The 20800-nt window shown below is 64.2% G+C and carries 20 protein-coding genes; 3 read left to right on the forward strand and 17 right to left on the reverse strand.

What is annotated here, in order from left to right; genetic code table 11:
* Positions 1-19: 19 nt before the first annotated feature.
* The 4 genes from LB569_RS19780 to LB569_RS19795 form a co-directional block, all read right to left on the reverse strand.
* Positions 20-2980, reverse strand: coding sequence for a bifunctional [glutamine synthetase] adenylyltransferase/[glutamine synthetase]-adenylyl-L-tyrosine phosphorylase (locus LB569_RS19780; RefSeq protein ID WP_224693766.1), 2961 nt, complete (start codon positions 2978-2980; stop codon positions 20-22).
* Complete coding sequence (locus LB569_RS19785) at positions 2980-4455, reverse strand: ATP-binding protein (protein WP_224693767.1); 1476 nt, start codon at positions 4453-4455, stop codon at positions 2980-2982. Before LB569_RS19785 ends, LB569_RS19780 begins: the two co-directional genes overlap by 1 nt.
* An 8-nt stretch (positions 4456-4463) precedes the next feature.
* A complete protein-coding gene (locus tag LB569_RS19790) occupies positions 4464-5138 on the reverse strand; it encodes a response regulator transcription factor (protein ID WP_181173855.1) in 675 nt (224 codons plus the stop codon).
* A 357-nt stretch (positions 5139-5495) separates the two neighbouring features.
* Positions 5496-7046 (reverse strand): Do family serine endopeptidase, encoded by a 1551-nt coding sequence (locus LB569_RS19795; protein WP_224540702.1) that lies wholly within the window; start codon positions 7044-7046, stop codon positions 5496-5498.
* Positions 7047-7244: 198 nt separating this feature from the next.
* Between LB569_RS19795 and LB569_RS19800 the strand changes: the two genes are divergently transcribed.
* Both LB569_RS19800 and LB569_RS19805 read left to right on the forward strand, forming a co-directional pair.
* Positions 7245-7514 carry a CopG family ribbon-helix-helix protein gene (locus LB569_RS19800; protein ID WP_224693768.1) on the forward strand — a complete coding sequence of 90 codons (270 nt, stop codon included), beginning with the start codon at positions 7245-7247 and terminating at the stop codon, positions 7512-7514.
* On the forward strand, positions 7444-7818 hold the full coding sequence (locus LB569_RS19805; RefSeq protein WP_411970239.1) for a type II toxin-antitoxin system RelE/ParE family toxin: 375 nt from the start codon (positions 7444-7446) through the stop codon (positions 7816-7818). The genes LB569_RS19800 and LB569_RS19805 overlap by 71 nt, the downstream gene beginning before the upstream one ends.
* Here LB569_RS19805 and LB569_RS19810 read toward each other — a convergent pair.
* The 9 genes from LB569_RS19810 to LB569_RS19850 form a co-directional block, all read right to left on the reverse strand.
* Positions 7815-8279, reverse strand: a complete 465-nt coding sequence (locus LB569_RS19810; protein ID WP_224693769.1) for a cytochrome c-type biogenesis protein — start codon at positions 8277-8279, stop codon at positions 7815-7817. The genes LB569_RS19805 and LB569_RS19810 overlap by 4 nt on opposite strands.
* On the reverse strand, positions 8276-10261 hold the full coding sequence (locus LB569_RS19815) for a heme lyase CcmF/NrfE family subunit (RefSeq protein ID WP_140709838.1): 1986 nt from the start codon (positions 10259-10261) through the stop codon (positions 8276-8278). The genes LB569_RS19810 and LB569_RS19815 overlap by 4 nt, the downstream gene beginning before the upstream one ends.
* A 2-nt stretch (positions 10262-10263) precedes the next feature.
* Positions 10264-10707: a cytochrome c maturation protein CcmE gene (ccmE, locus tag LB569_RS19820; RefSeq protein ID WP_135883386.1), complete on the reverse strand. Its 444-nt coding sequence runs from the start codon at positions 10705-10707 to the stop codon at positions 10264-10266.
* Between the two features lie 7 nt (positions 10708-10714).
* Positions 10715-11854, reverse strand: coding sequence for a c-type cytochrome biogenesis protein CcmI (gene ccmI, locus LB569_RS19825; protein WP_224693770.1), 1140 nt, complete (start codon positions 11852-11854; stop codon positions 10715-10717).
* Positions 11855-11974: 120 nt separating this feature from the next.
* On the reverse strand, positions 11975-12415 hold the full coding sequence (locus LB569_RS19830; RefSeq protein ID WP_140709835.1) for a hypothetical protein: 441 nt from the start codon (positions 12413-12415) through the stop codon (positions 11975-11977).
* A 179-nt stretch (positions 12416-12594) separates the two neighbouring features.
* Positions 12595-13983 carry an ATP-binding protein gene (locus LB569_RS19835; protein ID WP_224693771.1) on the reverse strand — a complete coding sequence of 463 codons (1389 nt, stop codon included), beginning with the start codon at positions 13981-13983 and terminating at the stop codon, positions 12595-12597.
* Positions 13984-14011: 28 nt separating this feature from the next.
* Positions 14012-14677 (reverse strand): response regulator transcription factor, encoded by a 666-nt coding sequence (locus LB569_RS19840; protein WP_023812809.1) that lies wholly within the window; start codon positions 14675-14677, stop codon positions 14012-14014.
* A 79-nt stretch (positions 14678-14756) separates the two neighbouring features.
* A complete protein-coding gene (locus LB569_RS19845; RefSeq protein ID WP_224693772.1) occupies positions 14757-15056 on the reverse strand; it encodes a hypothetical protein in 300 nt (99 codons plus the stop codon).
* 169 nt (positions 15057-15225) lie between these two features.
* Positions 15226-15633, reverse strand: coding sequence for a DUF3168 domain-containing protein (locus LB569_RS19850; protein ID WP_224693773.1), 408 nt, complete (start codon positions 15631-15633; stop codon positions 15226-15228).
* Positions 15634-15953: 320 nt separating this feature from the next.
* Here LB569_RS19850 and LB569_RS19855 point away from each other — a divergent pair, with 320 nt between their 5' ends.
* Positions 15954-16742, forward strand: coding sequence for a 2-keto-4-pentenoate hydratase (locus tag LB569_RS19855; RefSeq protein WP_224693774.1), 789 nt, complete (start codon positions 15954-15956; stop codon positions 16740-16742).
* Here the strand turns inward: LB569_RS19855 and LB569_RS19860 are convergent.
* From LB569_RS19860 to LB569_RS19875, 4 genes are all read right to left on the reverse strand, one after another.
* The gene (locus tag LB569_RS19860; RefSeq protein ID WP_224540721.1) at positions 16739-17554 is read right to left on the reverse strand and encodes an ABC transporter permease; all 816 of its coding nucleotides are present in this window, start codon (positions 17552-17554) and stop codon (positions 16739-16741) included. The genes LB569_RS19855 and LB569_RS19860 overlap by 4 nt on opposite strands.
* A gap of 4 nt (positions 17555-17558) precedes the next feature.
* The gene (locus tag LB569_RS19865) at positions 17559-18392 is read right to left on the reverse strand and encodes an ABC transporter permease (RefSeq protein ID WP_224693775.1); all 834 of its coding nucleotides are present in this window, start codon (positions 18390-18392) and stop codon (positions 17559-17561) included.
* A 24-nt stretch (positions 18393-18416) separates the two neighbouring features.
* Positions 18417-19529, reverse strand: coding sequence for an ABC transporter substrate-binding protein (locus tag LB569_RS19870; RefSeq protein ID WP_140709824.1), 1113 nt, complete (start codon positions 19527-19529; stop codon positions 18417-18419).
* Positions 19530-19598: 69 nt separating this feature from the next.
* On the reverse strand, positions 19599-20693 hold the full coding sequence (locus LB569_RS19875) for an ABC transporter ATP-binding protein (protein WP_224693776.1): 1095 nt from the start codon (positions 20691-20693) through the stop codon (positions 19599-19601).
* Positions 20694-20800: the final 107 nt, after the last annotated feature.

The raw sequence follows: 20800 nt of genomic DNA on the forward strand, positions 1-20800 counted from the left end.
TAGTCGGACCGACCGCCGATCACGATCCTCCGGCACGCAGCAAAAGATCGAAATCCTTCCTGACCTTCCGCGACGTCTCCTTGAGGTGTGCTTCCAGCACCCCGAAATCCGGCAGGTCGGTGACCGCCAGAAGCAGATCCGAAAGCCCGGGGGGGACGTCGTCGCGTTCGAAAGGTCCGGTGAGGCAAAGCCGCGTCATCTGGGTCAGCGCCAGATAGAGGGCGAAAGCATCGCCCAGGTTCTGCCTGATCGCGACATTGGCGAAACGTGGCGTCAGGCGAGACAGGATTTCGGCCGTACCGGTGGCGCGCGGTCCGGCTTCGACCTGCCCGGTAATGACAGCCACCTGGGCGATGAATTCGAGATCGATCAGACCGCCCGGGATCAGCTTTATGTCCCACAGATCGCGGGGCGGCTTTTCCTGCTCGATCATGGCCCGCATTTCCGAGGCCTCGGCCCTTACCTTCGCCGCATCGCGCGGCTGGCCGAGCACCGCGGCAACTTCCGCCTCGACCTCGCCGCACAGGCCGGCGTCACCGGCAATCGGCCGCGCCCGCGACAGGGCCATGTGTTCCCACGTCCATGCCTCCTGGCGCTGGTATTTCTTGAAGGCATCGATATGGGTGGCGACCGGTCCCTTGTTGCCGGACGGCCGCAAACGCAGGTCGAGTTCGTAAAGCACCCCTTCCGCCGTCGGCGCCGATACCGCCGATATCAGCCGCTGCGTCATGCGGGTGTAGTAGTGCGACGGCGCCAGCGGTTTGTCGCCATCGGAATCCTCGGCGTCCGAATCGTGGTCGTAGAGCAGGATGAGATCGACATCCGACCCGGCGGTCAATTCGCGGCTGCCGAGCTTGCCCATGCCGAGCAGCGAAACCACCCCCCCGGCGATCGTGCCGTGGCGCACGGCGAATTCGGCGGTCACCGCTTGCAGCGCCGCCGCGATGGTCAGGTCCGCCAGATCGGAGAAAGCGCGGCCGGCGCGAGCCGGATCGATCGAGCCCGCGAGAAGGCGCACACCGATCAGGAATTTCTGCTCGGATGCAAATATGCGCAGCCGGTCGAGCACGTCCTCATAAGCCCTGTCGCCTTCGAGGAAGGCGGAAAGCCGCGCCGCGAGATAGGCGCGATCGGGGAGCTCGGTCAGCAATGCCGGGTCGAGCAAGCCATCGAAGACATGCGGGCGACGGGTGATGATCGCCGCCAGCCGGGGCGCCGCACCCATGATCGTCGCCAAAAGCTTAAGCAGTGCGGGGTTCGACTGCAGCAGCGAAAACAGCTGGATGCCGGCCGGCAAGCCGGCGAGGAACTCGTCGAAACGGACCAGCGCCTCGTCGGCGCGACGCGTCTGGCCAAAGGCCTTGAGCAGAGCGGGCGTCAGTTCCGTCAAACGCTCGCGCGCCTCGGCAGACTGGGTGACGCGATAGCGGCCGAAATGCCAGCCGCGGATGACACGGCAGATATCGCTTGGCCGCTGAAAGCCGAGACCGTGCAGGGTCTGCAGCGTGTCCGGGTCGTCAACGTCGCCGGTGAAGACCAGATTGCCGATCCCGGCCGAAAGCTCCGGCGCGGTTTCAAACAGCGCGGCATAGTGGCGCTCGACCTGCTGCAGCGAAGCACGGAACGCGCTGGCAAAAGCGGGCGCGTCGGCAAAGCCCAGCATGCGGGCGATGCGCTCCAGCCCTTCATCGTCTTCCGGCAGCGTGTGCATCTGCTCGTCGGCCACCATCTGGACGGCGTGCTCGACCCGGCGCAGGAACCAATACTGGTCGGCGAGCGCGTCACGCGCGTCCGATGTGATCCAGCCTCGGGCCGCGAGTTGACCGAGCATCGGCACGGTCTCGCGGCCGCGCAGCTCCGGGAAGCGGCCGCCGGCGATCAGTTGCTGGGTCTGGACGAAGAACTCGATCTCGCGGATGCCGCCGCGCCCAAGCTTAACGTTGTGACCCTTCACCGCGATCTCGCCATGGCCCTTATGGGCGTGGATCTGGCGCTTGATCGAATGGACGTCGGCAATCGCGGCGTAGTCCATGTATTTGCGCCAGATATAGGGCTGGAGCTCCCTGAGAAAGGCGTCGCCAGCGGCGAGATCGCCCGCCACAGGGCGCGCCTTGATCATCGCGGCGCGTTCCCAGTTCTGGCCGCGCGCCTCGTAGTAGCGCAGCGCGGCTTCAACCGGAATCGCCAGCGGCGTCGAGCCGGGATCGGGACGCAACCTCAGATCGGTGCGGAAGACATAGCCGTGCTCGGTGCGATCCTGCAGGATGCGAACCAGCCGGCGCGTCAGGCGTGAGAACAGGTCGGTGGCGTCGAGAGGATCGACCACGGCGGGCGCTTCCGGGTCGAAGAACACGACGAGGTCGATGTCGGAAGAGAAATTCAGCTCATGCGCGCCGAGCTTGCCCATGCCCAGCAGGATCCAGCCCGATCGATGCGACGGGTGGTCGAGGTCGGGCAGTTTGAGCTTGCCCTGGCGGTGCGCGTCACGCAGCAGGAAATCGACGGCCGCGCGGGTGCAGGCGTCGGCGAGGTCGCTCAACCGCCTGACGGTCAGCGAGGTTTCGGCCTCGCCCGAGAGGTCGGCGAGCGCGATCAGGAAATGCGCCTCAGCCTTATGCTTGCGCAGCTCCATCATCAGGCTGGATTCCGAAACCGTTTCCGTCAGCGGCGCCTGGTCGATCGCGGCGGTGATCGCCTCCAGGTGGGCCTCGATCGGCAGGTCGAACAGCCCGTCGAGGAGTTGCGTCCGGCGGCGCGCCGTATCGCGCAGGAACGGCGAAAGGTCGAAGACGGCGGCCAGGAAATCCTGCGCCGCCCCCTTGCCGGCCAAGAATTTGGCCGCCCGCGTCAGCACCTCTTCGCGCGCCACAGCCGCGATTTCGGACAGTTCCTGTCGTGCCCGGGCCTGGTCGAGTGGAGCAAGCTGGGTTTCCACGCTGAGCAACCAGTCCTTCTTGCTTCCCTTGGCAACGGCCGCCATCAGTGGTCCTCCCGCGCGGGGAAACTCATGACCACGGATAGTCCGGGATTGCCGGGCAACAGGTCAAGCCGGCCGTAATGGAATGTCATGACCGCCTTGGCGAGACTGAGGCCAAGGCCGGAACCGGGTTGCGAACGGCTCTTTTCCAGCCGCACGAACCGTTCCGTCGCCCGGGCCCGATCGGCGTCGTCGGGGATGCCCTGGCCATTGTCCATGACGGAAAGCCTGATCTCGCCACGCGTGCGTTCGATCGCCACGCGGACCGCCGGCTTGGACGTGGAATCGGTCGAGTATTTGATCGCATTGTCGACGATGTTGGAGAGCGCCTGGCCGATCAGCTCACGGTTGCCGTTCACGACAAAAGCGCCGTTCACCTCGGCATCCAGCGACACGCCGGCCTCCTCGGCCACCGGCTCGTAGAGTTCGACGACGTCACGCACGGCGGCCGCCAGATCGACGCGATTGGTATGCTCGGAAGAATACCCGGCCTCCAGCCGGGAGATCATCAGGATGGCGTTGAAGGTCTTTATCAGCTGGTCGGACTCCGTGATGGTGCCTTCCAGCGCCTGCCGATAGTCCGATGTCTTCTGCTTGCCGGAAAGGGTCGCCTCGGCCCGGTTGCGCAGCCGGGTCAGCGGCGTCTTCAAATCATGCGCGATATTGTCGGAAACCTGCTTCAGGCCCTCGTTGAGCGTCGCGATCCTGGCCAGCATGGCATTGAGGTTTTCCGAGAGCCGGTCGAACTCGTCGCCGGCGCCGGTCACCGGCAGCCGGCCACTTAGATCGCCGCCCATGATACGGCGGCTCGCCTCCGACACGCTGTCGATACGCTTCAGCGCCGCACGGCCGACAAAGAACCAGATCAGAAGGCCGCCCAGTCCCATCATGCCGAGCGCCAGCATCAGCGAACGGCGGATGACGGCGCGGAACCGCTCCGGTTCGCCGAGATCGCGGCCGACCAGCATGATCATCTGGTTTGGCAGGCGCAGCACGAGGGCAATGGCGTTGTGGCCCTTCTCGCCCTGCGCCTGCGTTTCGCTCTGGTCGGGTTGCGCGGTCCCCTTGTCGGCGGGCAAGTTGCGCAGACGATCGAGTTCCCCCTCGCCAAAGCGCTGGTAGGAAAAAGGGCTGGTGGTCCAGCCTTCGTTGTCGAGAACGCCCGGCTCCAGGCTCTGCACGTTACCGGTCAGAATCTGGCCGTTGGCATCGGCGATCAGATAGAGGTTGGCGCCGGGCTGGCGTGAGCGGGCCTCGACCACGCGGACCAATACCGGCAGGCCACCGCGCTGATAGGCACGGGCAAGACCGAGCACCTCGTCATTGATGGTTTCCTGCGTCTGCCCGGTCAGCATACGCGCCGAGAGCGAGGTCATGTAGAGGACAAGCAGCACCGCGCAAAGCGCGAAGAGCAGGAGATAAAGCGCCGAAAGCCGCGCGGCCGTCGTCCTCATGATGGCGGGCACGGAAAGCGCCATGCTGTCGCCTAGCCGCCCTTCAGCATGTAGCCGGCGCCGCGAATCGTATGCAGGATCGGCTTGTCGAAGCCCTTTTCGATCTTGCCGCGCAGCCGCGAGACGTGGACATCGATGACATTTGTCTGCGGATCGAAATGATAATCCCAGACATTTTCGAGCAGCATGGTGCGCGTCACCACCTGGCCGGCATGGCGCATGAGATATTCGAGCAGGCGGAATTCGCGCGGCTGCAGCGTGATCTCACGCGCCGCACGGCGGACGGAATGCGACAGTCTGTCGAGTTCGAGGTCGCCGACCCGGTAGACGGTTTCTGCCTCCTTGGCACTGGCGCGCCGGTTCAGCACTTCGACGCGAGCCAGGAGCTCGGAAAAAGCATAGGGCTTGGTCAGATAATCGTCGCCGCCGGCGCGCAGACCGGTGACCCTGTCATCGACCTCGCCCAGCGCCGAGAGAATGAGCACCGGCGTCGTGTTGCCCCTGGAGCGCAGGGCGACAATGACCGACAGGCCGTCGCGGCGCGGCATCATCCGGTCGATGACCATCACGTCATAGTCACCCGCGTCGGCAAGCGCGAAGCCGGTCTCGCCATCACCCGCGACATGCGCGGTATGACCGGCTTCGGTGAAGGCTTTCTGCAGATAATCCGCGGCCTCGCGATCGTCTTCCATGACGAGAATCTTCATATGGCCGTTATACGCGATTTCGCTGGAAGGTTGAGTAGCCGGCATCTGCATTTTAGCCTTTGCCAAAGCGCTTCTCGATCAAGATGATCGAGGGCGTGCGTGATAAAATCTTTGTTGCGTGGCGTCGTTACGCCGAAAAGTCCAGGTCACGGTCATCTCGTTACCCGGCAATCGCCGTGCCTACCGGCATTCGGGCCCGAGGGCGTGATGTGGCAGCCATATCCGGTGCGCGGCAGCGGGCGATGGGAAGCCCGCTGCCGCTGAAGAAGTGCGCGATGACTGACTAACGCGCGCTCCTTCTTGCTTTCCCATGCGGCGACTCGGGGGTGTTGAAACCGCCGCATTGGAAAAGTCGTCTCAGCCTTTTGCGACCGGCAGCGCGACGAAACGGTTGTTGTCGTCACGGGTAATCTGCATCAGCACGGCCTTGCGCCCGGATTTGACGGCATCGGCCATGGCCTTGGTGACGTCTTCGGTGCCGTTGACCTCGGCCGAGTTGACCGATGTGATGACATCGCCCGGCTGAATGCCGCGATCGGCGGCGGCGCTGTCGGGGTCGACGTCGGTGACCACCAGTCCCTTGCCGTTTTCGGACTTGGTGACGGTCAGGCCGAGATCGGCCAGCGTGTCCGGCTTTGCCGGAGCGGCGGGTTGCTGCTGCTGGTCGCCCGACGCCTGCTTGTCGCTGGCGGGCAGCTTGCCGAGATCGACCTTGATGGTCTGGCTCTTGCCGTCGCGCCACACGGTGACGTCGACCGACTTGCCCGGCGAATAGGCGCCGATCAGGCGGGCGAGCTCCTTCGGCGAGGCAACGTCCTTGCCGTCGACCTGGGTGATCACGTCGCCGGCTGCTATGCCGGCCTTCTTGCCGGGGCCTTCATCCTGGGCGCTGGACACCAATGCTCCGTTGTTGGACTTCAGACCGAGCGATTCGGCGATGTCCGAGGTGACCGGCTGGATTTCGACACCGAGCCAGCCCCGCTGCACGGCACCGCTCTTCATCAAGTCCCCGACGACCTGCTTGGCCGTGGATGCCGGAATGTCGAAGGCGATGCCGACACTGCCACCGGAAGGCGAGAAGATGGCGGTGTTGATGCCGACCACCTGACCGTTGAGGTTGAAGGTCGGGCCACCCGAATTGCCGCGGTTGACCGAGGCGTCGATCTGCAGGAAATCATCATAGGGGCCGGCGCCGATGTCGCGGCCGCGCGCCGAGACGATGCCGGCGGTGACGGTGCCGCCGAGACCGAACGGATTGCCGACAGCCACGACCCAGTCGCCGACACGAACCTTGGAATCGTCGGCGAAGTCGACATAGGTGAACTTGCCGCCACCGTCGACCTTGAGCACGGCGAGGTCGGTGCGCGGATCGGTGCCGACCAGCTTGGCGTCGAGTTCCTTGCCGTCATTGGTCACCACGGTGAAGGCGGTGCCTTCTTCGACGACGTGGTTGTTGGTAACGAGATAACCGTCCTCGGAAATGAAGAAGCCGGAGCCTTGCGCCACCGGACGCGGCTGGTCGTTGTTGCGGTCGCGGTGACCGAAGCGGCGGTGACCTTCATCATTCTGGCCACCCTGGTCGCCAAAGCCACGGAACTCCTTGAAGAAGCGGCGCAACTGCGGATTGTTGGGAAGATTGTCGAGGCCGTCCTGATCATCGGAGCCGTCATCGGCGGTCGGCTGGATCTTGGCCTTAACCTTGACGCTGACCACGGCGGGCGAAACGCGCTCGACGACATCGGCGAAGCCCGGAACCTGCGGCGCCTCGACGCGTACGGCATCGGCCAGAACGGGGCTGGTTCCGCTGGTCAGCGCGCCAACGCCGATCGCGCCGGCGACGGCGATGGACGCGACGGCAGCCAGAAGACGCTTGCGGGTGCGGGAATATGAATTGGGGGCAATATTCATGGGTTCGTATCCTCTTTCAAAGGGACGCGCCTTGATCGGCATCCTCAGGGAACGAGAATTAGAGCGGCGCACATTACACCGCCATTTCCGGTGCATGAAACTTTGGTAATGTTTGTCGTAGCAGCGAGGTCGCACGAATCCTTGGTCGCAGCCGGCGATTGCATCATGTTGTACACAAATCGGCACAAGGCTTTCATCATGACGGCAAGCACTACGATGACAATTCGCGTTTCGCCCGAAACCAAGGTGAAGCTGGAGCGGATCGCCGCCGACACCCGGCGCAGTAAGGCCTTCCTCGCGGTCGAGGCAGTGTCGGCCTATGTCGATCGCGAGCTTGAGATCATCGAAGGTGTAAAGCGCGGCATGGCTGACGCGGAGGCTGGCCATCTCGTCGCCCATGAAGAAGCCATGGCGGAAATCGACGCCATCATCGACACAGTGGAAGCCAGACGCGCGGGCAGCGCGTGAACGGATCGTCACCTGGTCGCGGGACGCACTCGACGATATCAAACGGCAGGTCGCTTTTATCGCGCAGGACAACCCGGCCGCGGCACGACGCCTGCCGGATCGCATTCGCGCCACGGGTCGGGGTCTTGGTGACATGGCGACTGGCCGTTCCGGCCTGGTAACCGGCACCTATGAAAAGCCGATTAGCCGCCTGCCCTACATCATTGTCTATGAATTGAAGTCGATCTCAGGCCGTGAGAGCGTCGTTGTCGTGCATGTCATTCACACGTCGCGGGACTGGCCACCGGACGAATGGCCGGATTAATCGCCTAGCATCTTGTCCAGAGCGGCCTGCTCTTCGGCCGAAAGCGCTGCCGGTGCCGGAAGCCGGCGCGAACGCGTGCTGAGCACTATGAACACGCCACCGGCCAGAAGCAGGAGAACCGGCGTGCCCCACAGCAAAGCGTTGCGCAGATCGAAACGCGGCTTCAGCAGCACGAATTCGCCGTAGCGGGAGACCACATAGTCCATCACCTGCTTGTCGGTATCGCCGGCAACGAGGCGCTGGCGCACCAGGATGCGCAGGTCGCGGGCGAGGTCGGCGTCGGATTCGTCGATCGACTGGTTCTGGCAGACCATGCAGCGCAAGCCCTCCGACAGCGCCCGCGCCCGCGCCTCCAGCGCCGGATCCGCCAGCATCTCGTCAGGCTTGACGGCCAGCGCCGTGCCGGCCACACCGAGCATCAGCATCAGGGCGAGCAACGAGGCGGACAGCCTTGCCTTCATGGCTGGCTCGCGTCTGCCACGGTCTGCTTGCGGCGGCGCGAAGGTGCACCGACCCGCAGCCGCCGGTCCATCAACGACATGGCCGCGCCCGCCATCATCACCAGACCGCCGCCCCAGATCAGCGTCACCAGCGGCTTCCACCAAAGTCGCACCACCACCGAGCCGTCCTTGCCCTCGTCGCCGAGGGAAATGTAGAGCTGGGAGAGGAAGATGGTCCTGATGCCGGACTCCGTCGTCGTCATCTGCCGCACCGGATAGAAACGTTTGGCCGAACTGATTTCGCCGACAGGGCTGCCGCTGACGCCGATCAGCTCGAAACGGCCGCGATCCTCGCTGTAGTTCGGTCCCTGCGCGGGATAGAGCCCGACGAAACGCACCGTGTGGCCAGAGATTTCGACAGTTTCACCGGCATGCATGGAGAGGATCTTCTCCGTGCCGAAGCAGAGCGTGCCGACAATGCCGAGCACCGTCAGGCCGAGGCCAAGATGGGCGAAGGCGGTCCCGAAGACCGAGCGAGGCAGACCAACCAGGCGCCTGACCATGACCGGCACGGCGACATTGCCTACACCGGCCTTGACGGCGAGGTCGGTCAGCGCGCCAAGGATCAGCCAGACGGCAAGGCCGACGCCAAGCGCGGCAAGCACCGAAGCGCCATCGATGAACAAGGCCGTGACCAGCGTCGCCAGAAGAGCGGCCCCGAACGCCACCATCAGGCGCTGCGCGACGCCAAGGACATCGCCGCGCTTCCAGGCCAGCAGCGGTCCGAAAGGAACCACCACCAGCAGCGGCGCCATCAGCGGGGCGAAGGTGAGGTTGAAGAACGGCGCTCCGACCGAGATCTTGTCGGCCGAAAAAGCCTCGACCGCCAGCGGATAGAGCGTGCCGACCAGCACGGTGGCGGTCGCCGTGGTGAGGAACAGATTGTTGAGGACGAGCGCGCCTTCGCGCGAAACCGGATGGAACAGGCCGCCTGCCGTCAGCCTCGAGGCGCGCAGGGCAAACAATGCCAGCGAGCCGCCGATGAACAGCGTCAGGATGCACAGGATGAAGACGCCGCGCGTCGGATCGGTGGCAAAGGCGTGGACGGATGTCAGCACGCCCGAACGCACCAGGAAGGTACCGAGCAGCGACAACGAGAAGGTTAAAATGGCGAGCAGCAGCGTCCAGATCTTCAAGGCCGAGCGTTTTTCCATGACGATGGCCGAATGCAAAAGCGCGGTGCCCGCCAGCCACGGCATGAAGGACGCGTTTTCAACCGGATCCCAGAACCAGAAACCGCCCCAGCCGAGCTCGTAATAGGCCCAGTACGATCCCATCGCGATGCCGCCGGTCAGGAACATCCAGGCGACCAGCGTCCATGGCCGCACCCAGCGTGCCCAGGAGGCATCGATGCGCCCCTCGATGAGGGCGGCGACCGAGAACGAAAAGCAGATCGAGAAGCCGACATAGCCGAGATAGAGCAGCGGCGGATGAATGGCTAGGCCGAGATCCTGCAGGATCGGGTTGAGATCGCGGCCTTCGATGGGTGCCGGATTGAGCCGGATGAAGGGATTGGACGTCGCCAGGATGAACAGGAAGAAGGCAGCACCGATGGCGCCTTGCACGGCGAGCACGTTGGCGCGCAGCGTCGCCGGCAGGTTGGAGCCGAAAGCGGCGACAAGCGCGCCGAAGAAAGTCAGGATCAGCACCCAGAGCAGCATCGAACCTTCATGGTTGCCCCAGGTTCCGGTGATCTTGTAGATCAGCGGCTGCAGCGAATGCGAGTTCTCCCAGACATTGGCCAGCGAAAAATCGGAGCTCGCATAGGCGCTGGCAAGTGCCGCGAAGGACAGGGCCGTCAAGGCAAAACCGGTCACCGCGACGGGGCCGCCGACCGCCATCAGGCGCTGGTTGCTCAGCCGCGCGCCAAACAGCGGCACGATGGTCTGGACCAGCGAGAGCGCGAACGCCAGGACCAGGGCGAAATGTCCGGTTTCAACCATGGCTATTCACTCTTGCTCTCCTGCCAGACGCCCTTGGCCTTCAGACCGGCGGCAACTTCCTTGGGCATGTAACGCTCGTCGTGCTTGGCCAGCACGCTGTCGGCGACAAAAACGCCGTCGGGGCCGAAAGTGCCCTCGGTGATGACGCCCTGCTCTTCGCGGAAGAGATCGGGCAGGATGCCGGTATAGGTGACCTTGACCGATTTATGCGTATCGGTAACCGAAAAGGCGACTGTCGCACCCTGGCCGCGCTGGATGGTGCCTTTCTCGACCAAACCGCCGAGCCTGATGCGCTGGCCGGGCTGCACACTGGCGGTGGTCAGATCGGCCGGCATGTAGAAATAGGACGCTTTCTGACCGAGCGCGTAGAAGGTCAGGCCGGTGGCGGCGGCGAGGAAAGCCAGGCCGCCCACAATCACCGACAATCGTTTCTGCTTGCGCGTCATATCAGGCCTACTCCGTCGCCGTCAGGCCGATCGAGGCGGCAAAGGCGGTGAATTTCTTGGCTTCTTCGCTGCCGGGGCCAAAGACCGCAATGGCGCGACCCAGCGCATCGCGCGCCTGGTCAGCCTTGCCCAGCACGACATAGGAACGAACGAGCCGCATCCATCCTTCCGCGTCGCGTGGATTCTGGCGAAGTTTGTCGTCGAGCCCGGCGACCATGGTGTTGATCATGGCTTCCCTGTCCTGCGGCGACATGGAGGAAGCCGCGTCGACATCGGCGGCATCGGGGCCCTTCGTGGCCGCGTCGGAAGCGACTTCGGGGCCGCCGGATTTGGCCAATGCCTGTTCGATGGCGCCGCGCCACGGCGAATCCGGCGGCAGCTTAGCAAGCGTCGCCTGCCAGGCCGCGGTCGCTTCCTGGCCACGGCCCTCCTGCGCCAAGGCCATGGCCAGATAGAAGCTGGCTTTCGCATTGGCGGGGTCAAGCTTCAAGGCCGCCTCGAAGGCATCCTGGGCATCGGCCGAAACAATACCGCCCGCGGCACCGGCGATCGCCTCGCCGAGACCGGCCCGGCGGGCAGCACTGTCGCCGTCGAGGCGAATGGCGTTGCGGTAGGCCGCGACGGCGTCGGCGAAGCGCTGCATGCGCAGATAGACCGGCGCCAGCACGTCCCAGCCCCTTCCATCGGAAGGATTGGCGGCGAGATGGGCTTCGGCGCGCGCCACCAATTCGTCGACCGAACTGTCGGCGGGGTTCTTGGCCAGTCGCTCGCCGAGCGGCTGCGACGGCAAGTCAGGCGAGCCGATCTGGCTGTAGAGCCCCCAACTGACCAACGGGACCGCCAGCACGGCCACGGTCGCGACAAGCCTTGCCGTGACCGACGCCGCCCTGCCGGACGTCTTGCCGGCCATATCCGCATTGCCAAGGCGAAGGATGCGGCGGGCGATCTCGGCGCGCGCCTCGGCCGCCTCAGCGGGCCGGATCAAGCCGCGCGCGGCATCGCGGTCGAGTTCGGCCAGTTGATCGCGATAGACTTCCAGATCGTGATCGCTGCTCGATGACGCACCCTTGGAGCCCCCGGCCAGCGGCAAAAGCACCGCCAGGCTGGCGCCCAGCGTGAGAATTGCGGCTATGACCCAGAACAGCATGGTTCTTCCAATAAAGGCAGAGCCCTGCCCTGCCAACATACCTATCCTGCGACGCTTTGACGGCAGGAAGCCTGATATCCCTGACCGGCACCCGACACTGGCGCCGTCCGCGGCGAAGACTCAGGTCAATGGCGTCCAACTGCCGTCGGCATTGCGGCAGGCTGTTCCGTGCGCCGTGGAACTGGCGCCGCCGCTGAACACCGTCTGCGTATACTGGCGGCAGTCCTGCGAACCGACGCGGTAGGGCTGGGCTGGAACGACCTCGCCATAGCGCGAAGCCTGATCGCCCTTCCACGTCACCTTCTGGCCGCTGGTGTTGTATTCGAGCGCCTTGTATTCGGCCTCGAGCGCGCTGCGCTTCTCGGTCTCGCTCAGTCCGTTGCCGATCGAGCCGCCAATGAGGCCGCCCCCCATGGCGGAAATGATCGACTTGGTGACGACCTTGCCGCCCGCCGGCGGCGTCGAGGCCGGGGTAGCCGCCACGGTCGGGCCCTTGCCGCTCAAGGTAGTGCAGCCCGACACGGCCAGCAATGCGGAAAAAAGCGCGACGCGAATCTTCATGCCAACAACCGGTATTCTTGAGTTGGAGCCTGCCATGGATGCGCCGGGGGCCGCGTCATCTCAGCGTGGCCATAGTATTGATATTTGTCGGAAATTTGGCCGCCGCCGGCCAGTGCGTGGTCAATCGATATGCCGCCATAGCATGCGCGGCCATCGCTGTCGATTGGCCTGGGAACACGTCACTGAAGGCTCCGCAATCGCACCACTGCCCTCAATCCGCCCATGCCGGACCGTTCCAGCACCAGGCCGCCTCCATACTCGTTGACGAGGTCGGCGACAATGGCAAGGCCCAGCCCCGTTCCCGGTTTTGTCTCGTCCAGGCGCCGTCCGCGCTTCATGGCTTCGCGCGCCTTGTCCTCGGGAATCCCCGGGCCATCGTCCTCGATGCTGATCTCGAACAGGCTCTCATCCTTGCTGGCCAAGGGCACGACCGAGACCGCGACCGCACTCTTTGCCCATTTCATCGCATTCTCGAGAAGATTGCCAAGCAGTTCCTCGAGGTCCTCGCGTTCGCCGGCAAAGACGATCTCGGTGGCCGGCAGCGACAGCGACAGGCTGGTCCGAGGGTTGAGCTTCTGCAAGACCCGCACCATGCGCTGCACCAGCGGTGCCACCGGCGTGCGATAGACGACGCTGTCGCGCTGCGCCGCGACGCGGGCGCGCTGCAAATAGTGCTCGATCTGCTTTTGCATGGATGCGGCCTGCTCGGCGATCAACTGCCCCTTGGCGCCGCCAAGCGCCCGGCCCTCGTTGAGCAGAACGGCGAGCGGCGTCTTCAGCGAATGGGCGAGGTTGCCGACCTGGGTCCGCGAGCGTTCGACAATGCGTTTGTTGTTTTCAATCAGCGCGTTGGTTTCATTGGCCAACGGTTCGATCTCGGCCGGGAAGCGGCCGTCGAGCCTCTGCGCGGTGCCCTCGCGCACCATGGCGAGCGCGTTCCGGACCCTGCGCAACGGCTGCAGCCCTAGCAGGATAGCGATGGCGTTGATGGCGATCATGCCGATACCGAACAGGCTGAGATAGGTCAGCAAGCGGCGCTGGAACGTTCCTATTTCCTGCTCCAGCTCTGTCTTGTTGCCCATGACGCGGAAGCGCGCGGCGCGGTTCTTGGCATCGAGAACGAATTCGCTCTCGAACACGACCAGCTCTTCGCCATTGATGCCTTGCGCGGCATAGCTGCGCTGGAAATTGGCGTTGAAGGGAACGTCCGCCACATCGGGCGACGGGATGGTCCGGGTCATGGACGACGAGTGAAGATCGCCATGCACGCCTTCCGAGGCGGGCTCGACGGACCAGTACCAGCCCGAATTCGGCTCGGAGAAACGCAGGTCGCCAAGGTCGGGCGAGCCGGTCAGCGCACCGCCGTCGGAAATGCCGATCGAGCCGATCAGGTTGAACAGATGCGCCGACAGCAGGCTGTCGAAACCCCGCTCGCTAGCCTGGCGGTAGAGCGTGGTGATCAGGGTGAAGATGACGACCAGGGTCAGTATCGCCCAAACCGTGGAAAAGGCGATGACGCGGAACGTCAGCGAGCGCGGCCACGCGCGCAGCGAAAGCCGTCCGCCCACGGTTGGGTTGGTAGGGAGCGGTTCCGCCTTACGCCTCCGGCTCACGCATGCGGTAGCCCATGCCGCGCACGGTTTCGATCATGTCGATACCCATCTTCTTGCGCAACCGCCCGACAAACACCTCGATGGTATTGGAATCGCGGTCGAAATCCTGATCGTAGAGATGCTCGACCAGCTCGGTGCGGGAGACGACCTCGCCCATATGGTGCATCAGATAGGCAAGCAGGCGGAATTCGTGCGAGGTCAATTTCAGCGGCACGCCGTCGACATCGGCCTTCGAAGCCTTGGTGTCGAGGCGCAGCGGCCCGCAGGTCAGTTCCGACGAAGCGTGGCCGGCGGCGCGGCGGATCAGCGCCCTGAGTCGCGCCAGCACCTCCTCGATGTGGAACGGCTTGGTGACGTAGTCGTCGGCGCCGGCATCGATGCCGGAGACCTTGTCGCTCCAGCGGTCGCGCGCGGTCAGGATCAGCACCGGCATCTTGCGGCCGCCGCGACGCCAGCGCTCGACCACGCTGATCCCATCCATCTGCGGCAGACCGATGTCGAGCACGACGGCATCGTAAGGCTCGGTGTCGCCGAGGAAATGCCCCTCCTCACCATCGAAGGCACGGTCGACGACATAGCCGGCATCGACCAGCGCATCCGAAATCTGCCGGTTGAGATCCTTGTCATCCTCGACGACGAGTACACGCATGCGGGGACCAATGCCTGTTGACCGAGGTTTCAGATATAGGCCGATTCCGCCGGCCTGGGAAACGGCCGGGAAGGCCGCGTCAGTTTTGCGGAACGACGATTTCGGAGCGGCGCGGACGCTGCCCGTCCTTGCCGGGCACCAGCACGACGATGACGCAGACCGGCTGGCCGCCGCGCGTCGATGCCGAGGCCTTGGCGAGCGTTCCGCCATTCTGCTCGGCCACCTGCTGACCGATCGCATAGCAGTCGGATGCGGCCAGGACGATCGGGCTGGGCTGGTCGAGCGCGATGACCGGCATCGCCATTGCCTGCGACGCAAACAGCCCGGCGGCACTAAGCGCCAGGGTCGCGGTTCGGAAATGAGAGCGAAGCGTTTTCATGTCCGGCGTTGTAACGCATCGGTGCTGAACGTGAAATGAACAGTGAACGGCCCTGAAACCATGCTCGCCACACCCCTGCAACGCGAGACAGACAATCTGATTTCACCGCCCCACCGGTGAAACCCGCGAAACCCAGTCTAGACTCCGTTTCGACGATATTGAAAGCGCGTCAGGCGTTTTCCTGCGTCAACGCACGGAATCGCAGCAGACCGTGATGGACAAGCAGTTCCTCATCGTAGCGCGCCTCGGTGAATTCCAGCGACAGCCGCGTCTGGCCGCGTGGGCCGACGACCAGGACCGCTCCGGCAAGCCGCGCCTTGATGGCGTCCATGATCGCCCGCGTCTCGGCCTCGCCATGCGCCTTCGACCAGACATGCAGCGTGATCAGCTGGTCGTCATTGTTCTCGGCGCCGGTGTCCCAGTCGAAGGCGGAGGTCTGGCCTGAAGTCACATAGGGAAAGGCGACGTTGCCAGTTGCCCGCTCGAGCAGCCCCGCGCCACCCAGCAGCGCCGACAGCGACGCATCGCCTTTCAACCTGAGGAACAGGGCCTGCTGCAAATCATCGGGCGCGGTCATCGTCCATTTCCTCAAGCCGTTGCGCCACCGACAGTGCTTTCCAAAGCTTGTCCATGTCCGCATCCCTCCCCAGATATAGCGGTTCGCCACGCGAAGGCGATGGCGATTCGTCATCGGAATGATGAATGCCGATGATCTCGAAAATACGACTTGCCGACAATCTCGTCGGCAGGCGCGGTAGAGCCTGGCAAATGGACCATGGGCGCGGCCTCCGATTGCCTGGTCACGTGATCCTGCCCCATATAGGCAGGTCCATACGATGGAATGTTCCTTGCCGGCTTGGCCGGACAGCGGCATGTTGCCGATTTTCGGAGCTGATCATGCTCGATCCAGAAAAGGCCCAAGCCGCGTCGCGTCTGCTGGTAGGTCATTGGGATGATGGCACCCATCTCGACGCCATACCCGAGGCGTTGCGGCCGAAGACACGGACCGAAGGCTATGCCATCCAGGCCCATGTCATGGATCGTTCGGCGGCGCCACTCTTCGGCTGGAAGATCGCGGCAACCAGCGTGGCTGGACAAAGACATATCAATGTCGACGGCCCGATGGCCGGGCGTCTGCTCGCCGAGAAGGCAGTCGGGGTCGGCGGGACCGTTTCACTCGCCACGAGCAAGATGCGTGTCGCCGAGATCGAATTCGCTTTCCGGTTCGGCAGCCAGCTCCCGCCTCGCCCGGCACCTTATGAAATCGCCGAGGTGAGGGACGCCGTGGCGACCTTGCACCCGGCGATCGAAATACCGGACTCTCGCTATGATGATTTCTGTGCTGTCGGGGCGCCGCAGCTCATCGCCGACAATGCCTGCGCCAATCTGTTTGTCATCGGCGAGCCCGTGGCGGAAGACTGGCGCGGCGTGAACCTCGCCGAACACAAGGTAACCGGTTTCGTTTCCGGCAAGTCGCGACACGAGGGCACCGGCGCGGCTGTATTGGGTGATCCTCGGATCGCGCTGACTTGGCTCGTCAATGAGCTGTCGGGCCTAGGCATAGCCGCCCAGCCAGGACAGGTGGTGATCACAGGTACTTGCGTGACGCCGATACGCGTCGAGGCTGGTGATGAAGTGATCGGCGATTTGGGCAAGTTTGGCCGCGTCTCGGTGCGGTTTGTTTAGAGCGGCTCACTCCCCCGGCGTAGCCGGACCACGAAGCTCCTCACCGCCAGAACCAGCACGGTGATGATGATCAGGATAACCGACAGGGCCGCGATGGCCGGGTCGATGTTGTCGCGCAGGCCCATCCACATCAGGCGCGGCAAAGTGATGGCGTTGACCGAGGTGATGAACAGGGTGACGCCGATCTCTTCCCAGGAGAGCACGAACGACAGCAGTGCCGCGGTGACGATGCCGAACTTGATGTTGGGCATGATGACGCGCGTGGCCCGCTCCCACACGCTTGCGCCGAGCCCGCGCGCGGCAAGGTCGATGCGCCGGTCGAGCTGGCTGAGCGAGACCAGGATCAGCACGGTCGCGAATGGCACCGTCATCACCGAATGCGCCATGGCGACGCCGAGCCAAGTGTCGTAGCCAAAGAAGGAACTGACGCGCGAGATCGAGGTGAGCAGGAAGTAGAGCGTCACCGCCGAGACCACGGGAGGCACCACCATCGGCAACAGCACGAAGCCGACAAGGGCTGCCGTGAAGCGTGGCTGAAACATCCAGACGCCGAGGCTGAAGCAGAGCGCCAGCACGGTGGAAATGGCGCTGCTGACGAGGCCGATCCGGACCGAAAGCAGGATCGACTGGAGCCAGCGCGGATCCTCGATCAGCGAACGATAGTGGCGCAGCGACAATTCACCCGTCGGCATTGCCAGCATGCGGCTGGGCGTCAGCGAGACCGGAATGACGGCCAGCAGCGGCAGCAGCAAGAACAGCGCCACCAGCACGGCGAGGATCAGCGAGACGGGACCGGGGCGATAGGTCGGCATCGCGCTACACCAGTTGCTTCGGTTTGACGTATCGGAAGAGCAGCGCCATCAGGGCGCCGACGAAGACCACCAGCACGACGCTGATCGCGGCCCCCAGCCCCCAGTCCGGGCTCTGGAATATCCGGAGATAGATCAATTCGGCGATCATCACGCTGCGGCCGCCGCCGAGAATCGCCGGCGTGACGAAGAAGCCGAGCGAGAAGACGAAGACGATCATCGCCGAACCGATGATGCCGGAGCGCGTCATCGGCACGAACACCGTCCAGAATGTGCGCATGCGGCTGGAGCCCAGGCCGCGCGCGGCGAGCAGCACGCGCTCGTCCAGGCTGCGCATGGCCGACGCCAGCGGAAAGACGGCGAAAGGAATGAGGAAATGCGTCATGCCGACGATGACGCCGAATTCGTTGCGCACCAAAGTCAGCGGTTCGGAGATGAAACCGATGGACTGCAGCCAGGTGTTGATCAGGCCGCGGTTGGACAAAAGCGCCACCCAGCCGAAGGCGCGCGTCAGCACCGAGATCCAGAACGGCACCAGGATGCAGAATTCGGCGATGAGGCGCTGTGCGGGGCTGCCGCGCACCCAGACGACGGTGATGGCATAGGCGGCGGCGACCGACACGACAGTGACGATGGCCGCTATGCGCAGGGTACGGATGAACACCGACTGCACCAGATCGTCGGTGAGCAGCGCCTGGTATTGGCCAAGCCCGGGCGTCGGCAAGGTGAAGCTCCACTTCACCACGCCGAGAAACGGCCAGGCATAGGCCAGGACGAGGAACAGGAGCAGCGGCGCCATCAACAGCGCCGCGCCCATCCTGTCGGAGAGGGTGCCTCTCATATCGGTCCGACTGTCCCGACCTGATCAGGCCGAGATGATCTTGGTGTATTCGTCGAGCGCCGGCCCGTAGTTCTTGGCGTACCAGTCCATGTCGAGCGCGATCTGCTTCTTCATGTTCTCGGGATCGACGGGGTTGATGCGCTTCTTGTCGGCGGGGATCAGCGCATCGGCCGCCGGATTGGCCGGACCCTGGCCGAGCTTGTCGAACATCACGAGCTGCTTTTCCGGATCTTGGGCGCTGGCGATGAACTTCATCGCCGCATCCTTGCCGCCCGGGTTGTTCTTGAGCACGGCCAGCGCGCCGGGCGAGATCAGGCCCTGATCCCAAATGAACTTGATCTTGCCGCCGGAATCCTGCTCGATCAGCGAGGCCCGCGTCGACCAGACGATCGCCATCGAGGCTTCGCCGTTGAGCAACACGCTCTGGCTCTCGGCACCGCCGCCCCAATAGGCAACGACGTTTTCCTTGAACGCGGCGATCTTGTCATGCGCGCGCTTGAGATCCAGCGGGTAGAGCGAGGCCGGCGCGATGCCGTCGGCCAGAAGGGCCGCCTCCCAGCTCGACACGCCCCATTTGTAGAGCGAGCGCTTGCCGGGGAACTTCTTCACGTCGAAGAAATCGGCCATGCCGGTCGGCGCGTCCTTGCCGTATTTCTCGGAATCATAGGCGATGACATAGGAGAAGAAATAGGTCGAGGCGGCATAATCCCAGCCAAAACCCGGCCGCATCTTCTTCTTGTCGACTATTGTGTAGTCGATCGGCTCGAGCATGCCTTGCGCGCCGAGCGTGATGGCCGAGAACGGGTCGACGTCGACCAGGTCCCAGGTCGGAGCGCCGCTCTTGGACTGCGCGGCGATGGCGCCTTCGGTCGGACCCGAGCCATCCATCTTGACGGTGATGCCGGTGTCCTTGGTGAAAGCCTGTCCATAGGCTGCGTCGTAAGCCGTGATGGCATCGCCGCCCCAGTTGACCAGCACCAGTTCCTTGGCTTGCGCGAAGGCGCCGGTCGAGCGCAGCAGCATCGGCGCGCCGGCGAGCACGAGTGCCGCGAGTTGCGTGAACTGGCGGCGCGAGATCTCGCCGCGCCTCGTCCTTTCGGACAGCGTTTCGATGGCCTGTTTCTTGGTGTCGTTCATGTCAGTTCCCCTTTGTTTTCGTTGATTTCAATCCGGAAGCCGGTGCGGCGGCTCAGGCCGCACCGGTGCTCATTGTCCTCCTTCCGGAAGGAGGAAACCCTTTTCAGCCGGCCATGTCAGCCAGACGGAATTGCCCTTGCTCAGCGCCGCGGCCGCGACCTCGTTGGGCACCGAGACGGTCACCTTGGCACCCTGGCGGGTGGTGAGGTCGAGCTTGGTCGCGGGACCCAGATAGGTCGAGGCGATTGCCGTCGCGGCAATGCCGTTCTCTCCGGCGGCGGCCTCGCGCGCGATCGACATGTGTTCGGGCCGGATCGCCAGGATGGCGTCACCACGGACTTTCTCGGCCTTGCAGTGCATGCTGACCGCACGGTCCTCACACAGGCCGGTCGAGCCGTGACCGGCGGGCTTGACCCCCTTCAGCGGCAGCATGTTGATTTCACCGAGGAATTCGGCGACGAAGCGATTGTCCGGCCGGTCGTAGACGTCGTCCGGCGCCCCGACTTGCAGCAATTTGCCATGATTGAAGATGGCGACGCGCGACGACAGCGCCAGCGCCTCGCTCTGGTCGTGGGTCACGAAGACGAAGGTGGTGCCGGTCTCCTGGTGCAGGCGCTTCATCTCGGCCTGCATCTGGCCACGCAGGCTCTTGTCCAGCGCTGAAAACGGCTCGTCGAGCAAAAGCACGCCCGGCTCGAACACCAGCGCGCGGGCAAGCGCGACGCGCTGCTGCTGGCCGCCGGAAAGCTGCGAGGGCGATTTCTTCTCGTGGCCGACCAGGCCGACGCGCTCGATCATCTCGCCGACGCGCTTCCTGATCTCGGTGGCCGATTTCTTGCGGACCTTGAGCGGGAAAGCGATGTTGGCCTCGACGCTCATATGCGGGAACAGCGCATAGCCCTGGAACACCATGCCGGCGGCGCGCTGTTCGGCCGGGCGGTCGGTGATATCGGTGCCGTCGCTGAAAAGCCTGCCCTCGGTCGGCTGCACGAAGCCGGCCAGGATCATCAGGAAGGTGGTCTTGCCCGAGCCGGAGGGGCCGAGCAGCGTCAGGAACTCGCCGCGACCTATGTCGAGCGTCAGATTGTCTAGCGCACGGAACGAGCCGAAGCTCTTGCCGATCCCGATTGCCTTGATCTCTGCGGCCCGGCCGGGTTGCTGCATCCTGCCTCTATCCTTACCGTTGAGCCAAATCGTAGGCAGGGCCGAAGCTCACCGCAACCGAATAGTTTTCGCCTGATCGGCAAATTTGATTCATCTATGGCGGGCTG

This window comes from Mesorhizobium sp. BH1-1-4 (assembly GCF_020165665.1).
GTDB lineage: Bacteria > Pseudomonadota > Alphaproteobacteria > Rhizobiales > Rhizobiaceae > Mesorhizobium.

Excerpts from the sequence above, each read along its gene's own strand:
- LB569_RS19780 (WP_224693766.1), bottom strand. The coding sequence starts at position 2,980 with ATGGCGGCCGTTGCCAAGGGAAGCAAGAAGGACTGGTTGCTCAGCGTG.
- LB569_RS19785 (WP_224693767.1), bottom strand. The coding sequence starts at position 4,455 with ATGGCGCTTTCCGTGCCCGCCATCATGAGGACGACGGCCGCGCGGCTT.
- LB569_RS19790 (WP_181173855.1), bottom strand. The coding sequence starts at position 5,138 with ATGAAGATTCTCGTCATGGAAGACGATCGCGAGGCCGCGGATTATCTG.
- LB569_RS19795 (WP_224540702.1), bottom strand. The coding sequence starts at position 7,046 with ATGAATATTGCCCCCAATTCATATTCCCGCACCCGCAAGCGTCTTCTG.
- LB569_RS19800 (WP_224693768.1), top strand. The coding sequence starts at position 7,245 with ATGACGGCAAGCACTACGATGACAATTCGCGTTTCGCCCGAAACCAAG.
- LB569_RS19805 (WP_411970239.1), top strand. The coding sequence starts at position 7,444 with ATGAAGAAGCCATGGCGGAAATCGACGCCATCATCGACACAGTGGAAG.
- LB569_RS19810 (WP_224693769.1), bottom strand. The coding sequence starts at position 8,279 with ATGAAGGCAAGGCTGTCCGCCTCGTTGCTCGCCCTGATGCTGATGCTC.
- LB569_RS19815 (WP_140709838.1), bottom strand. The coding sequence starts at position 10,261 with ATGGTTGAAACCGGACATTTCGCCCTGGTCCTGGCGTTCGCGCTCTCG.
- ccmE (WP_135883386.1), bottom strand. The coding sequence starts at position 10,707 with ATGACGCGCAAGCAGAAACGATTGTCGGTGATTGTGGGCGGCCTGGCT.
- ccmI (WP_224693770.1), bottom strand. The coding sequence starts at position 11,854 with ATGCTGTTCTGGGTCATAGCCGCAATTCTCACGCTGGGCGCCAGCCTG.
- LB569_RS19830 (WP_140709835.1), bottom strand. The coding sequence starts at position 12,415 with ATGAAGATTCGCGTCGCGCTTTTTTCCGCATTGCTGGCCGTGTCGGGC.
- LB569_RS19840 (WP_023812809.1), bottom strand. The coding sequence starts at position 14,677 with ATGCGTGTACTCGTCGTCGAGGATGACAAGGATCTCAACCGGCAGATT.
- LB569_RS19845 (WP_224693772.1), bottom strand. The coding sequence starts at position 15,056 with ATGAAAACGCTTCGCTCTCATTTCCGAACCGCGACCCTGGCGCTTAGT.
- LB569_RS19850 (WP_224693773.1), bottom strand. The coding sequence starts at position 15,633 with ATGACCGCGCCCGATGATTTGCAGCAGGCCCTGTTCCTCAGGTTGAAA.
- LB569_RS19855 (WP_224693774.1), top strand. The coding sequence starts at position 15,954 with ATGCTCGATCCAGAAAAGGCCCAAGCCGCGTCGCGTCTGCTGGTAGGT.
- LB569_RS19860 (WP_224540721.1), bottom strand. The coding sequence starts at position 17,554 with ATGCCGACCTATCGCCCCGGTCCCGTCTCGCTGATCCTCGCCGTGCTG.
- LB569_RS19865 (WP_224693775.1), bottom strand. The coding sequence starts at position 18,392 with ATGAGAGGCACCCTCTCCGACAGGATGGGCGCGGCGCTGTTGATGGCG.
- LB569_RS19870 (WP_140709824.1), bottom strand. The coding sequence starts at position 19,529 with ATGAACGACACCAAGAAACAGGCCATCGAAACGCTGTCCGAAAGGACG.
- LB569_RS19875 (WP_224693776.1), bottom strand. The coding sequence starts at position 20,693 with ATGCAGCAACCCGGCCGGGCCGCAGAGATCAAGGCAATCGGGATCGGC.